Here is a 13,887-nt window from a genome sequence, read left to right as displayed (position 1 = left end):
TTCTAACGTACTTTTTCGGCCAAAGTGCAGGTCAGGACTGTGATCTGGACGACGCCTGGCCCCCGGGGACTGCGCGATCACTGGTCAGGGGCGTAGCCTTAATCCCCGCTGTCCAAACATCCCAAAAGGAAGCGGAAGAGGGCGGTTGCCGCCGTGTCGCCACAGTCCCCTGAAACCCCCAACAGCTCGGCAAGTTCCACTGGCTTCGGCCCCAATGAGTGGCTCGTCGACGAGATCTACCAGCAGTACCTCCAGGACCCGAACTCGGTCGACCGAGCCTGGTGGGACTTTTTCGCCGACTACAAGCCCGGTACCGAGGTGACCCCAGTGACCCAGGCCGCGACCCAGGCCGGCCCCACGCCGACCCCTGCCGCTGCCCCCGCGCCCGCCGCCGCTCCGGCCGCGGCAGCCCCCGCCGCTCCGGCCCCGGCTGCCGCCCCGGCCGCACCGGCTCCGCTCGCCGCCGCGCCCGCCGCGCCCCCGGCCCCGAAGGCCGCCGCCCCGGCACCGGCCGCGCCCGCCGCTCCGACCGGCCCCGAGCTGGTCCAGCTGCGCGGCCCGGCGAAGGCCGTCGCCAGCAACATGGACGCCTCGCTGGAGGTGCCGACCGCGACCTCGGTCCGCGCCGTTCCGGCGAAGCTGTTGATCGACAACCGCATCGTCATCAACAACCACCTGCAGCGCGCCCGCGGCGGCAAGGTCTCCTTCACCCACCTGATCGGTTACGCCCTGGTCCAGGCCATCAAGGCCGCCCCGGGCATGAACCACAGCTACAAGGTGGAGGACGGCAAGGCCTTCCTGGTCAAGCCGGAGCACGTCAACCTCGGCCTGGCCATCGACCTGGTCAAGCCGAACGGCGACCGCCAGCTCGTCGTCGCGGCCATCAAGAAGGCCGAGACCCTCGACTTCTTCGGCTTCTGGCAGGCCTACGAGGACATCGTCCGCCGGGCTCGCGCCAACAAGCTGACCATGGACGACTTCACCGGCGTCACGGTCTCGCTGACCAACCCCGGCGGCATCGGCACCGTGCACTCCGTGCCGCGCCTGATGCAGAACCAGGGCACCATCGTCGGCGTCGGCGCCATGGAGTACCCGGCCGAGTTCCAGGGCTCCGCCCCGGAGACCCTGGCCCGCCTGGGCGTCTCCAAGATCATGACGCTGACCTCGACCTACGACCACCGCGTCATCCAGGGCGCGGCGTCCGGCGAGTTCCTGCGCGAGATCCACCGCCTGCTGCTCGGCGAGAACGGCTTCTACGACGAGATCTTCGAGTCGCTGCGGATCCCGTACGAGCCGGTCCGCTGGGCCACCGACGTCGCCACCACCCACGACGACGAGGTCAACAAGACCGCCCGCGTCATGGAGCTCATCCACGCGTACCGCGTGCGCGGCCACCTGATGGCCGACACCGACCCGCTGGAGTACAAGCAGCGCAAGCACCCCGACCTGGACGTCGTCCAGCACGGCCTCACCCTGTGGGACCTGGAGCGCGAGTTCGCGGTCGGCGGCTTCGGCGGCCAGAAGATGATGAAGCTCCGCGACATCCTCGGCCTGCTGCGCAACACCTACTGCCGCACCGTCGGCATCGAGTACATGCACATCCAGGACCCGAAGCAGCGCAAGTGGCTGCAGGAGCGCCTGGAGAAGCCGTACACCAAGCCGGAGCGCGAGGAGCAGCTGCGGATCCTCCGCCGCCTGAACTCGGCCGAGGCCTTCGAGACCTTCCTGCAGACCAAGTACGTCGGGCAGAAGCGGTTCTCGCTGGAGGGCGGCGAGTCGCTCATCCCGCTGCTGGACGCCACCATCGACGCCGCCGCCGAGCACCGCCTCGACGAGGCCGTCATCGGCATGGCCCACCGCGGCCGCCTGAACGTGCTGGCCAACATCGTCGGCAAGCCGTACGGCAAGATCTTCGGCGAGTTCGAGGGCAACCTCGACCCGAAGTCGATGCACGGCTCCGGCGACGTCAAGTACCACCTGGGCGCCGAGGGCACCTTCACCGGCCTGGACGGCGAGACCATCAAGGTCTCGCTCGCCGCGAACCCCTCCCACCTGGAGGCCGTGGACCCGGTCGTCGAGGGCATCGCCCGCGCCAAGCAGGACATCCTGGACCAGGGCGGCACCACCTTCCCGGTGCTGCCGATCCAGATCCACGGCGACGCGGCCTTCGCCGGCCAGGGCGTCGTCGCGGAGACCCTGAACATGTCGCAGCTGCGCGGCTACCGCACCGGCGGCACCGTGCACGTCGTGGTGAACAACCAGGTCGGCTTCACCGCCGCCCCGGCGTCCTCGCGCTCCTCGATGTACTGCACCGACGTGGCCCGCATGATCGAGGCCCCGATCTTCCACGTGAACGGCGACGACCCGGAGGCCGTGGTCCGCGTCGCGCGGCTCGCCTTCGAGTTCCGCCAGGAGTTCCACAAGGACGTGGTGATCGACCTCATCTGCTACCGCCGCCGCGGTCACAACGAGGCCGACAACCCGTCGTTCACCCAGCCGCTGATGTACGACCTGATCGACAAGAAGCGCTCGGTGCGCAAGCTGTACACCGAGGGCCTGATCGGTCGCGGCGACATCACCATGGAAGAGGCGGAGCAGGCGCTCCAGGACTTCCAGGGCCAGCTGGAGAAGGTCTTCGCCGAGGTCCGCGACGCGGCCCAGGCGCCGGCCGACGCGACCGCCGGCAAGCCGGTCGCCGACTTCCCGGTCTCCATCCAGACCGGCATCTCCCAGGAGATGGTCAAGCGGATCGCCGCCTCCCAGGTCAACCTGCCGGAGTGGCTGACCGTCCACCCGCGCCTGCTGCCGCAGCTGCAGCGCCGGGCCGCCTCGGTCGAGGACAACACCATCGACTGGGCGATGGGCGAGACCCTCGCCATCGGCTCGCTGCTGATGGAGGGCCACCCGGTCCGCCTGGCCGGCCAGGACAGCCGCCGCGGCACCTTCGGCCAGCGGCACGCCGTCCTGATCGACCGCAAGACCGGCGAGGACTACACCCCGCTGCAGTACCTCACCGAGGACCAGGCCCGCTACACCGTCTACGACAGCCTGCTGTCGGAGTACGCGGCCATGGGCTTCGAGTACGGCTACTCGCTGACCCGCCCGAACGCGCTGGTCATGTGGGAGGCGCAGTTCGGCGACTTCGTCAACGGCGCGCAGACCATGGTGGACGAGTACATCGCCTCCGCCGAGCAGAAGTGGGGCCAGCACTCCGGCGTCACCCTGCTGCTGCCGCACGGCTACGAGGGCCAGGGCCCGGACCACTCGTCCGCCCGCCCGGAGCGCTTCCTCCAGCTGTGCGCGCAGAACAACATGACGGTCGCGATGCCGACCCTGCCGTCGAACTACTTCCACCTGCTGCGCTGGCAGGCGCACAACCCGCACCACAAGCCGCTGGTCGTCTTCACCCCGAAGTCGATGCTGCGCCTGAAGGCCGCGGCGAGTGCGACCGAGGAGTTCCTGTCCGGCTCGTTCCGCCCGGTCATCGGCGACACCACCGTCGACCCGGCGCAGGTCCGCAAGGTGGTCATCACCGCCGGCAAGTTCTACTACGACCTGGAGGCCGCCCGCGCCGAGCGCGGTGTCACCGACACCGCGATCGTCCGGGTCGAGCGGCTCTACCCGCTGCCGGTGGCCGAGCTCCAGGAGGAGCTGGCCCGCTACGGCGACGACGTCCAGTTCGTCTGGGCGCAGGAGGAGCCGGCCAACCAGGGTGCCTGGCCGTTCATCGCGATGAACCTGGTCGACCACCTGCAGGTCGTCATCGGCCGCACCGGCGGCGACGCCCGTCTGCGCCGCGTGGCCCGTACGGCGGCCTCGTCGCCGGCGGTCGGCTCGGCCAAGCGGCACGCCGCCGAGCAGCAGGCGCTGATCGAAGAGGTCTACGCGCTCTGACGCCGCGGGGGCTCACCGGCCCCCGTCGCCCCGAGGGCTCACCGGCCCCCGTCCTCCCCTCCGGGAGGGCGGGGGCCGCCTCGTTCCTCCGGGCGACTCGTTCCGCCGGGCCGCCCCGTTCCGCCGGGCCGCCCCGTTCCGCCGGGGAGAACCGTTTCACCGCCGAGCCATGTCAAGGTCCCAGGTCTGCAACCAAACCGGAGCCACGGTGCACGACCAACTGACGGGTCGATAGGTTATGCCGAGCCGGTCGGACGCGGCACCCGTCCACGCGCCCGCCGACCCGGCCGTACCGCCTCACCGCTCTCCCAGGGGGACCACCACATGACCGCCGACACGCCTCGGGACGCCGGAAAGCTCCCGCCGGTCTTCCAGCCGCTCCTTCCGGACGACCCCAAGGAGGTCGGCGGCTACCGCCTGTTCGCCCGGCTCGGCGCCGGCGGCATGGGCCGGGTCTACCTCTCCTACACCCCGGGCGGGCGCCCGGTCGCGCTCAAGGTGGTGCGCCCGGAGTTCGCCGAGGACGGCGAGTTCCGCCGGCGCTTCGCCCAGGAGGTCAGCAGCGCCCAGCGAATCCACGGGCTCTACACCGCCCAGGTGATCGACTCCGGCGGGCTGGACACCGACGCCCCCTGGCTCGTCACCGCCTACGTCCCGGGCCCGTCCCTGCAGCAGGTGGTGCGCGAGAACGGCGCGCTGCCGGTGCGCACCGTGCTGCTGCTGATGGGCGGCATCGCCGAGGCCCTGCAGGCGATCCACAGCGTCGAGGTGGTCCACCGCGACCTCAAGCCCGCCAACGTGCTGGTCGCCGGGGACGGCCCGCGGGTGATCGACTTCGGCATCGCCCGGGCCGCCGACGCCACCGCGCTCACGGGCACCGGCTACCGGATCGGCTCCCCCGCCTTCATGTCCCCCGAGCAGGCCCAGGGCCGGCCGGTCACCCCGGCCACCGACGTCTTCGCGCTCGGCGCCCTGGCCGCGTACGTGGCCGGCGGCACCGCGCCGTTCGGCGACGGCCCGGACACCGCGGTGCTCTACCGGGTGGTGCACGAGGAGGCCGACCTGTCGGCCGTCCCCGCCGACCTGCGCGAGCTGATCCAGCGCTGCCTGGCGAAGAGCCCCGAGGACCGCCCCACGCCGGCCGAGATCATCCAGGTCGCCCGCAACCACCCGGAGGTCGGCGGCCAGCTGCGGTTCGGCGAGGACTGGCTGCCGCGCGAGGTCAACACCGAGATCACCCGCCGCTCCGACCTGCCCAAGACTCCGCCCACCCCGCTGCCCGCCGCGCCCGCCACCCCGCCGCGGCCGGTGCCCGCGATGCCCCCCGCCCCGGCCACTCCCCCGCCGCCGGCCGCCGCGCCGAGCCACCCGGTGACGGCCCCGGTCCACCCGGCGCCCGCCGGGTACCCGCAGCAGCAGCCGGTGACGCCCCCGCCGGGGTTCGCCCCGCCGCCGCTCGGCGCGTACGGCGCCCCGCAGCCGCCCACCGAGTCGCCGACCGCCCCGGTCCTGCCCTCGCCGCCCACCGTCCGGCTCCAGTCGGAGCCGCCGTCCTTCGACACTCCGCCGCCCGGCCCGGTGGTGACCGCCGGCCCGGCGCCCGAGCCGGAGCCCAAGCGCAAGGGCGGGGTGTCCTGGAAGGTGCTGCTCACCGTCGCCCTGGTGATGGCGATCGGCGGCACCGCGGGCGGCGTGGTGCTGATGAAGAAGATGGACGACGGCAAGGCCAAGAGCTCCGGCTCCGCCACCAACGCCGCACCGGTCACCGCGCCTCAGAGCCCGTCCCCGGAGAGGACGTCCCCCTCCGCGAGCCCCACCCGGTCGGGCGACTCGGTGACGGCCGCACCCTCCAAGTCCGGCCAGAGCACCGTCTCGGCCCCCGCCCGGCCGACCGGCTACTCCCCGATCCTGGACAAGAAGTCGCTGGCGATCCCGGGCGCCGAGTACGCCAGCGACACCTACCGGATCGACCTGGACACGGGCACCGTGGTGCCGCACTACGGCAACCTCAAGTGGGGCCTGGGGGTGACGAGCACCACCGGCGGCAAGGCCAACTCCTTCGACAGCTACGGGGACGACAAGTCGGACTTCGCGGTGATCACCGAGGCGACCGTCACCGCCGAGCAGTGCGCCGCCGCGATCGACTCCCGGCCGGACACCGACCTGTCGTACAACCGGGTCGCCCCCGGCCGGCTGCTCTGCATCCGCGACCGGGTAACCCGCAACATCGCCATCGCGGTGATCGACCAGACCGACTCGACCACCGGGGCCGCCAAGGTCACCGTGAGCACCTGGCGGGCCAGCTGACCGCACTATCCTGACCAGGTCAATCCCCATCGGACCGGAGCGAACCGTGTACTTCACCGACCGAGGCATCGAGGAGCTGGAGAACCGGCGCGGCGACGAGGAGGTCACCTTCGAGTGGCTGGCCGAGAAGCTGCGCGAGTTCGTCGACCTCAACCCGGACTTCGAGATCCCGGTCGAGCGGCTGGCCACCTGGCTGGCCCGGCTCGACGACGAGGACGACGAGTGACCCGGTGACGGCCCCCGAGGGGCCCGGAAGGCCATCCGCCTTCCGGGCCCCTCGCTCTTTTCCCGGGGCTCCTTCGCCTCCGGGGAGCCCCTTCGGCTCCGGCGCCCCGCGTCCCGTAGGGGAGGGGCTCCGGGACGGATCGGGGTCGGGATCGGGGTCGGGCACCCTTGCTTTTCCCGGCACGCGATATATCGTCTTTGGAAGAGAACGCGATACATCGCGATCCGCGACGGGAGGCGGCAGAGATGAGCCAGTGGACGATCGAGGAACCCGGCAGGACCACGGTGGAGGAGCCGGTCCGCGCCCTGCACGTACGGATCATCGACGGCACCGTGAACGTGGTCGCCGCCGAGGGCCCGGCCCGCCTGGAGGTCACCGAGCTGCAGGGCGACCCGCTGCACGTGACCCTGGTGGACGGCGTGCTGACGGTCACCTACAAGGACATCAACAGCTGGGGCGAGTTCGGCGACTGGCTCAAGTCGGTCGGCTCGGTCAAGAGCTTCTTCGGCTCGCTCAAGCGCAAGCGGGTGGCCGGCATCACCCTGACCGTCCCGGCCGACGCCGAGGTCAAGGTCGGCACCGTCTCCGCCGACGCCACCGTCTCCGGCATCGCCGGGAACGTCTCGGTGCAGAGCGCCAACGGCGACACCACCCTGGTCGGCCTGACCGGCCGGACCGACGCCAACACCGTCACGGGCGACGTGGACGCCCAGTCCATCGGCGGCCGGCTCCGCGTCAACAGCGTCTCGGGGCAGCTCACCGTGGTCGCCGGCACCGCCGAGCGGGTCCAGGCGAACGCCGTGACCGGCGCCGTCACCCTGGACCTCGACGTCGAGGGCGCGGCCGACGTCAAGGTCACCACGGTCAGCGGTCCGGTCGTGGTCCGGATCCCCTCCCGCGCCGACGCCAAGGTCGAGGCCGGGTCCACCAGCGGCGACATCTCCAGCAGCTTCGAGCAGCTCAAGCTGAGCAGCACGTGGGGCGCCAAGAAGCTCTCCGGCCAGCTCGGCGAGGGCCGCGGCAGCCTCAACGTCACCACCGTCTCCGGCGCGGTCACCGTGCTGAGCCGCCCCGAGCCCGAGGACGACGGCCCGGCCAAGGAGCTCCCGGCCGCCCCCGGCAAGCCCGACTTCACCAAGGAGGCCTGAGATGACCCCCGTGTTCGGCCACGGCCGGCTCCGGCTCTACCTGCTGAAGCTGCTGGACGAAGCCCCGCGGCACGGCTACGAGGTGATCCGCCTGCTGGAGGAGCGCTTCCAGGGCCTGTACGCGCCCTCGGCCGGGACGGTCTACCCGCGGCTGGCCAAGCTGGAGCAGGAGGGCCTGGTCACCCACAGCACCGAGGGCGGCCGCAAGGTCTACCGGCTGACCGACGCCGGTCGCGCCGAACTCGAAGCGCGACGCGGCGAGTTGGACGAGCTGGAGCTGGAGATCCGGGACTCCGTGGCACAGCTGGCCGGGGCGATCCGCGAGGACGTCCGGGACAGCGCCAAGGACCTGCGCGAGGAGCTGTGGAAGGCCGCCAAGCAGGCCCCCCGGCCGGACCGCGCCACCGAGGACGGCGGCGACCCGTGGGCGGGCGCCTGGGGCGACAACGACTCCTGGCAGCGCGCCAAGGAGGAGTTCGCCCAGTTCAAGCGGCAGGCCAAGGAACAGGCCAAGCGCGCCCGGGAGCAGGAGAAGGCCGCCAAGGCCAAGGCGAAGGCCGCCGAGGAGGAGGCCCGCCGGCTGCGTGAGCAGGCCAAGGCCTCCCGCACCGCCGCGCAGCAGGAGGCGCTGCGGATCAAGCGCCGGGTCGAGCAGCAGGTGCGCGAGCACGCCGCGAAGGGCGACTGGCCGACCGGGCTGGCCGAGGGCCTGGCCGAGCTGACCAAGGGCCTGTCCGGGCTGGCCGACGCGGCCCGCTGGGGCCAGCCGGCGGAAGGGCCGACCGGGTCGGACGAGCGGATCACCGTGTCGCGGATCGACCTGGACGAGGACGACCGGGAGCGGGGCGGGAGCACCGCCCCGGCCGACCTGCCGCCGTGGGCGCGCACCGACCCGGCCGGGGACCCGGCCCGTGAGCTGGAGCGGCTGCTCGACCGCTTCCGCGACCAGGTCCGCGACGCGGCCCGGGACGGCGGGGTGAGCGCGGACAAGCTGGCCGACGCCCGCTCGGTGCTGGGCGCCGCGGGCGAGCGGCTGAAGCGGCTGCTCGGCTGACGCCGGGCGCCGTCGTCCGAAGGACCCGGGCCCGGTGCTCCCGCGCGGAGCACCGGGCCGGTCCGCGCCTGCTACGGGTTGAGGAGGATCTTGCCGAAGACCTCGCCCTTGGCGAGCCGGGCGAAGCCGTCCCGGGCCTCGGTCAGCGGCAGCACCGAGTCGATCACCGGGCGGACACCGGTGTTGGCGCAGAGCGCGAGCAGACCGGCCAGCTCCTCCTTGGTGCCCATGGTCGAGCCCACCACCTTGAGCTCCAGGAAGAAGATCCGGTTGAGCTCGGCGGCGCTCGGGTTGGGGCCGGAGGTGGCACCCGAGATGACGATGGTGCCCCCCGGACGCAGCGACTTCACCGAGTGCGACCAGGTCGCGGCGCCGACCGTCTCCATCACCGCGTCCACCCGCGCGGGCAGCCGGGCCCCGCTCTCGAAGGCCGCGTCGGCACCGAGCTCCACCGCCCGGCGGCGCTTGGCCTCATCCCGGCCGGTGACCCAGACCCGCAGGCCGGCCGCCTTGCCGAGGACGATCAGCGCGGTCGCCACGCCGCCGCCCGCGCCTTGCACCAGCACGGTGTCACCGGGCTTGGCCCCGGCGTTGGTGAACAGCATCCGGTAGGCCGTCAGCCAGGCCGTGGGCAGGCAGGCGGCCTCCTCGAAGCTCAGCTCGGCGGGCTTGGGCAGCAGGTTCCAGGTGGGCACCGCGACCTGCTGGGCGAAGGTGCCCTGGTAGCGCTCGGTCAGGATGGAGCGCGGCTCGTCGGGGCCCACCCCGTGGCCGCTCTGGCCGATCACCGAGTGGATGACCACCTCGTTGCCGTTCTCGTCGACGCCGGCGGCGTCGCACCCGAGGATCATCGGCAGCTTCTCGGCCGGCAGGCCGACCCCGCGCAGCGACCAGAGGTCGTGGTGGTTGAGGCTGGCGGCCTTGACCGTGACCACGCTCCACCCGGGGCGGGCCTGCGGCTCGGGGAGCTCGCCCAACTCCAGTCCGCTGAGCGGGTCGTCGGCATCGATACGTGCGGCGTAGGCAGCAAACATGATCCGGACGATAGCGGCGACGGCCGAGGCCGGGAACCACGCGTGGATGTGACGCGTGTCCCGGCCTCGGGCCGTTGTGCCGACTGCCGCGGTCGGGCCACCGGATCGCCGGACCGTCGGATCGAGGGATCGTCGGATCGTCGGATCGGCGAGTCCGGCCGCCGGGCGGTCCTCAGCCCCGGGCCACGCCCTCCGCCCGGGCGGCCTCGGCAACGGCCTTGGTGACCGCCGGGGCGACCCGCTCGTCGAACGGCGAGGGGATGACCTTCTGCGGCGTCAGCTCGTCCGCGACCACGCCGGCCAGCGCCTTGGCGGCGGCCAGCTTCATGCCCTCGGTGATCCGGCTGGCCCGGACCTGCAGGGCACCGGCGAAGATGCCCGGGAAGGCCAGCACGTTGTTGATCTGGTTCGGGAAGTCGCTGCGGCCGGTGGCCACCACGGCCGCGTACTTGTGCGCGACCTCGGGGTGGATCTCCGGGTTGGGGTTGGCCATCGCGAAGATGAACGCGCCCTCGGCCATCGTCGCCACGACCTCCTCCGGCACCGTGCCGCCGGAGACGCCGATGAACACGTCGGCGCCGGCCAGCGCGTCGGCCAGCGAGCCCTTGAGGCCGGAGCGGTTGGTCTGGGCGGCGATCTCGGCCTTGACGTCGGTGAGGTCGCCGCGGCCGTCGTACACCACGCCCTTGCGGTCGCAGACCGCCACGTCGCCGATGCCGGCGGCCACCAGCATCTTGGCGATGGCGATGCCGGCCGCGCCGGCGCCGGAGATGACGGCCCGCAGCGAGCCGATCTCCCGGCCGGTCACCTTGGCCGCGTTCCACAGGGCGGCGGTGGTGACGACGGCGGTGCCGTGCTGGTCGTCGTGGAAGACGGGGATGTCCAGGGCGTCCTGGAGCCGGCGCTCGATCTCGAAGCAGCGCGGGGCGGAGATGTCCTCCAGGTTGACGCCGCCGAAGGAGGGCGCCAGCCGGACCACGGTCTCGACGATCTCGTCGACCTCGGTGCAGGCGAGCGCGATCGGCACCGCGTCCACGCCGCCGAACTGCTTGAACAGGATCGCCTTGCCCTCCATCACGGGCAGCGAGGCCTGCGGGCCGATGTCGCCGAGGCCCAGCACCGCGGTGCCGTCGGTGACCACCGCGACGGTGTTGGACTTCCAGGTGTAGTCGTTGACCAGCTCCGGCTGCTCGGCGATGGCCGTGCAGACCCGGGCGACACCGGGGGTGTAGGCGAGGGACAGGTCGTCCGCGTCGCGCACCGGGACGGTCGCCCGGATCTCCATCTTGCCGCCGCGGTGGAGCGCGAAAACCGCGTCGACCGGATCGTCGGTGTCCTGGGTGCTGCTGATGATCTCCGCTGCCACGATGACCTCTTCGTCATTGTTCTGGCGAGGACGCGGGACCGACGGGCGGAGCGACCCGTCCGGAAACCGGAAACCGGGTACGCCGAAGCGGACCCGGGGTCGGGGTCGGGGCGCTGTGTCGGGCGGCGCCCTCGGATGAGGGTTTTATGGGGTCTGGTGTTGTCCGCGTTAGTGCAACCGGGCCGAGCCTAGGTCGGACAAAGGCATCGCACCTATGCCTTTTCGTCCTTGTCACGTGCGGTTCATCGCCGCGCTGTCGCGTCCCGGGGCCCGGCTTCGGAAGCGCCGGGCTCCAGCGGCGGCAACGGCATGAGCACACGCGCACCCGCAGGAGTGAACGCAGACGCGAGGGGGATTCGGTGCTCCGGATACGGAGTCACGTGAGGACTTCCGGTCCCGAGCACCCCGAGCCTGTCAGGACTCGTCGGTCTGGTTCGAGCGTCCGGGGGTCACCCGGTACGGCATTCTGACACACCCGCCGCAGGGCCCGGCAGGCCGGGATGGCAGGATCGCTTGTCTGCCATGTGGCGTACACCCCCGCGACACCGTGGCGACCGCACGTCCCTCCCACAGGAGCAGCCCTCATGCCTCACCCCCTCCCCGTCCGCCGCCCGCTCCTGGCCGGCGCCGTCCTGGCCACCGCCGGTGCCCTGCTGCTGACCGGCTGCGACAGCGGCACGCAGGCCACCGCCGCCGACCCGGTCAAGGAGGCCCGCGACAAGCTGCCGAAGGCCCAGCGCTCGGCCGGCGTGCTCCGGATCGGGATGGACGTCAACTACGCCCCGGTGGAGTTCCGCGGACCGGACGGCAAGCCGGTCGGCCTCGACCCGGACATCGCCGCCGCCCTGGGCAAGATCCTCGACGTGCGGATCGAGTTCGTGGACACCACGTTCGACAAGCTGATACCGAACCTGCAGGGCAAGCAGTACGACGTGGCGATGTCGGCCATCAGCGACATCCGCAAGCGCCGCGACGGCCTGGACGAGAACGGCAAGCAGGTCAACCCCGGCGTGGACTTCGTGGACTACTTCATCGCCGGCACCTCGATCGTCGTCCCGAAGGGCAACCCCAAGGGGATCAAGTCCCTGGACGACCTGTGCGGCAAGACCGTGGCGCTGCAGCAGGGCACCACCCAGGACGAGATCGTCACCCGGCAGGTGGCGGTCTGCGCCCGGACCGGCCGCCAGCTGACCACGCACAAGCTGGACAGCGACGCCAAGGCGCTGGCCGAGGTCGCCTCGGGAGCGGCCGCGGCCGGGCTGAACGACTTCCCGGTGGCCGCCTACGCGGCGAAGACCACCGACGGCGGCAACCGCTTCGAACTGACCGGCGGGCAGTCCACCTCCAACCCGTACGGGATCGCGGTGCGCAAGGGCGACACCGAGCTGCGCGACGCGATGACCAAGGCGGTCGACCAGCTGATCCGCGGCGGCGAGTACGACAAGATCCTCGCGAAGTGGAACGTCAGCGCCGGCGCGGCGCAGAACGCGGTGGTCAACGGGGGCATCTGAGCGGGCGGGCGGCGGGCCTCCGGGCCGAGCACAGAGGGATCTGCATACTTATGCGGAGGGTGACAGGGGCCCGGGAAGAGTCCGAATAGCGGACGGTGCGAGCCCTCGTTATCCGATTTTGATCTGGATCAGGGCCACCTGACCGTCAGCAGATGGCAGGATTCCCCCCATCTCGGATCGATGCCGACCACTGGTCGAGGCGGTTCGGCCAACGTCCACCTCGGCGGAGGGTGGCGGAAGCAGTACCTCGCACAACCCTGGGCGGTCCCAGCGTCCAGGCACTGCAGAACCCGGCTTGACGTACGACGACGTACGACGCGCACCCGTACGGCGTCGTACGGCTCGCACCCCCCGGTGCGCCGCTCCCGCGGCGCGTCCGCCCGACCTTCTCTCCCAGGAGGAGTTCCCCCTCATGACCGCCCGTACCAAGCTCAACCGGCTCTACGCGGCCGGTGTGGTCGCCGCTTCCGTCTCCCTCGTCCTGACCGGCTGCAGCAGCAGCAAGAGCAGCGAGGGCGGCGGTGCCCCCAACGCCTCCGCGACCGTCAACGCGGTCAAGGCCGACGACAAGCTGGTCGCCCTCGTCCCGGCCGACATCAAGTCGGCCGGGAAGCTCGTGGTGGGCGCGGACGCCTCGTACGCGCCGGACGAGTTCAAGGACGACAGCGGCAAGATCATCGGCATGGACGTCGACCTGGCCAACGCCATCGGCGCCAAGCTCGGCCTGAAGGTCGAGGTCCAGGACTCCGGCTTCACCGCGATCATCCCGGGCATCCAGTCGAACAAGTTCCAGCTCGGCATGTCGTCCTTCACGGACAACAAGGAGCGCGAGCAGATCGTCGACATGGTCACCTACTTCAACTCCGGCAGCGCCATCGCCGTGAAGAAGGGCAACCCGGAGAAGATCGACCCGAAGGACCTCTGCGGCAAGAAGGTCGCCGTCCAGACCGGCACCACCCAGGCCGACGAGATCAAGGACACCCGCAACCCGGACTGCGCCAAGGCCGGCAAGCCGGGCATCCAGAACGACGGCGACAAGTTCGACCTCCAGACGGACGTCACCAACGCCGTGGTCTCCGGTCGCGACCAGGCCATGATGGCCGACTCGCAGGTCGTCGACTACGCGATCAAGCAGTCCGGCGGCCAGCTGGAGAAGCTCGGCGACACCTACGGCGTGGCCCCCTACGGCGTCGCCCTCGCCAAGGGCTCCCAGCTCACCCCGGCGATCCAGGGCGCCGTCCAGTCGCTGATCGACGACGGCACCTACAAGCAGATCCTCACCAAGTGGGGCGTCGAGGCCGGTGCGATCGACAAGTCGGTCGTCAACGGCGCCGTCAGCTGACCCCT

The 13,887-nt window shown here is 71.6% G+C and carries 9 protein-coding genes; 7 read left to right on the top strand and 2 right to left on the bottom strand.

Annotation, left to right across the window (positions count from 1 at the left end):
* The first annotated feature begins 153 nt into the window (after nucleotides 1-153).
* The 5 genes from ACZ6Y7_RS14685 (at nucleotide 154) to ACZ6Y7_RS14665 (ending at nucleotide 8,629) form a co-directional block, all read left to right on the top strand.
* Nucleotides 154-3,894: a multifunctional oxoglutarate decarboxylase/oxoglutarate dehydrogenase thiamine pyrophosphate-binding subunit/dihydrolipoyllysine-residue succinyltransferase subunit gene (locus ACZ6Y7_RS14685; RefSeq protein WP_465758262.1), complete on the top strand. Its 3,741-nt coding sequence runs from the start codon at nucleotides 154-156 to the stop codon at nucleotides 3,892-3,894.
* 324 nt (nucleotides 3,895-4,218) lie between these two features.
* Complete coding sequence (locus tag ACZ6Y7_RS14680; protein ID WP_465758261.1) at nucleotides 4,219-6,201, top strand: protein kinase domain-containing protein; 1,983 nt, start codon at nucleotides 4,219-4,221, stop codon at nucleotides 6,199-6,201.
* Between the two features lie 46 nt (nucleotides 6,202-6,247).
* A complete protein-coding gene (locus ACZ6Y7_RS14675) occupies nucleotides 6,248-6,427 on the top strand; it encodes a DUF6104 family protein (RefSeq protein ID WP_465758260.1) in 180 nt (59 codons plus the stop codon).
* 245 nt (nucleotides 6,428-6,672) lie between these two features.
* Nucleotides 6,673-7,575, top strand: coding sequence for a DUF4097 family beta strand repeat-containing protein (locus ACZ6Y7_RS14670; protein ID WP_465758259.1), 903 nt, complete (start codon nucleotides 6,673-6,675; stop codon nucleotides 7,573-7,575).
* Nucleotide 7,576: 1 nt separating this feature from the next.
* The gene (locus ACZ6Y7_RS14665; protein WP_465758258.1) at nucleotides 7,577-8,629 is read left to right on the top strand and encodes a PadR family transcriptional regulator; all 1,053 of its coding nucleotides are present in this window, start codon (nucleotides 7,577-7,579) and stop codon (nucleotides 8,627-8,629) included.
* Nucleotides 8,630-8,700: 71 nt separating this feature from the next.
* On the opposite strand, the gene ACZ6Y7_RS14660 is transcribed toward ACZ6Y7_RS14665, so the two are convergent.
* Together ACZ6Y7_RS14660 and ACZ6Y7_RS14655 are read right to left on the bottom strand one after the other, a co-directional pair.
* Entirely contained in the window at nucleotides 8,701-9,663 is a 963-nt protein-coding gene (locus ACZ6Y7_RS14660) for a zinc-binding dehydrogenase (RefSeq protein WP_465758257.1), read from the bottom strand.
* 172 nt (nucleotides 9,664-9,835) lie between these two features.
* Nucleotides 9,836-11,029, bottom strand: coding sequence for an NAD(P)-dependent malic enzyme (locus tag ACZ6Y7_RS14655; RefSeq protein ID WP_465758256.1), 1,194 nt, complete (start codon nucleotides 11,027-11,029; stop codon nucleotides 9,836-9,838).
* 584 nt (nucleotides 11,030-11,613) lie between these two features.
* Between ACZ6Y7_RS14655 and ACZ6Y7_RS14650 the strand changes: the two genes are divergently transcribed.
* Both ACZ6Y7_RS14650 and ACZ6Y7_RS14645 read left to right on the top strand, forming a co-directional pair.
* Nucleotides 11,614-12,540, top strand: a complete 927-nt coding sequence (locus tag ACZ6Y7_RS14650; protein ID WP_465758255.1) for an ABC transporter substrate-binding protein — start codon at nucleotides 11,614-11,616, stop codon at nucleotides 12,538-12,540.
* A gap of 412 nt (nucleotides 12,541-12,952) precedes the next feature.
* Nucleotides 12,953-13,882, top strand: a complete 930-nt coding sequence (locus ACZ6Y7_RS14645) for an ABC transporter substrate-binding protein (protein ID WP_465758254.1) — start codon at nucleotides 12,953-12,955, stop codon at nucleotides 13,880-13,882.
* Nucleotides 13,883-13,887: the final 5 nt, after the last annotated feature.

Source organism: Kitasatospora sp. NPDC053308, from assembly GCF_055585785.1.
Note: the sequence above shows the minus strand (reverse complement) of the source record. Positions and strands in the feature narration are given on the sequence as shown.

Bases quoted from the DNA above. Each gene is read 5' to 3' on its own strand.
- ACZ6Y7_RS14680 (WP_465758261.1), top strand. From the start codon at position 4,219: ATGACCGCCGACACGCCTCGGGACGCCGGAAAGCTCCCGCCGGTCTTC.
- ACZ6Y7_RS14670 (WP_465758259.1), top strand. From the start codon at position 6,673: ATGAGCCAGTGGACGATCGAGGAACCCGGCAGGACCACGGTGGAGGAG.
- ACZ6Y7_RS14665 (WP_465758258.1), top strand. From the start codon at position 7,577: ATGACCCCCGTGTTCGGCCACGGCCGGCTCCGGCTCTACCTGCTGAAG.
- ACZ6Y7_RS14660 (WP_465758257.1), bottom strand. From the start codon at position 9,663: ATGTTTGCTGCCTACGCCGCACGTATCGATGCCGACGACCCGCTCAGC.
- ACZ6Y7_RS14650 (WP_465758255.1), top strand. From the start codon at position 11,614: ATGCCTCACCCCCTCCCCGTCCGCCGCCCGCTCCTGGCCGGCGCCGTC.
- ACZ6Y7_RS14645 (WP_465758254.1), top strand. From the start codon at position 12,953: ATGACCGCCCGTACCAAGCTCAACCGGCTCTACGCGGCCGGTGTGGTC.